The sequence below is a fragment of the Planococcus maritimus genome (assembly GCF_001592825.1).
GTDB lineage: Bacteria > Bacillota > Bacilli > Bacillales_A > Planococcaceae > Planococcus > Planococcus maritimus_C.
This window is the reverse complement of sequence record NZ_LTZG01000042.1, coordinates 1-362: the sequence shown is the minus strand read 5'-3', so window position 1 is coordinate 362 and position 362 is coordinate 1. Positions and strand designations below refer to the sequence as shown.

1 protein-coding gene is annotated in these 362 nt (G+C 42.8%); it reads right to left on the bottom strand.

Annotated features, from left to right (window positions below; translation table 11 throughout):
* A partial coding sequence (locus AY633_RS14680) for a sulfatase-like hydrolase/transferase (RefSeq protein ID WP_145915689.1) occupies positions 1-217 on the bottom strand: 217 nt, incomplete at its 3' end.
* Positions 218-362 lie beyond the last annotated feature (145 nt).

Sequence of the window (362 nt, the reverse complement as noted above, 5' to 3'; positions counted from 1 at the left end):
TGACGATCGAGTCGTCCAACATATCCCGGTGTTTTAGTGCCTCGACGAGCACTTCAACGGCGCCATCGACATAATGGACGGTATGGTAATAGTTCCGGACCAATTCGAGTTCATAGCCAGGCAGAGCCAATTGTTTTTTATCTGCGGGAATCTCAAATGGAATATGGCTGCTCAAAGCGACCATGAACGAAAAATACGGATCTTTGAGTTTTTCCATATGCTCAATCTAAGTGGTGAAAAAATCTTCATCATTGATCGCCATGCCAATCTTTTCTGTATCAGGATAGTCCTTTTTGCTAAAAAAAGGGGAAAATCCGATCTGTTCATAGAAAGTATTGCGGTTCCAAAAGCTGGCTTCATCA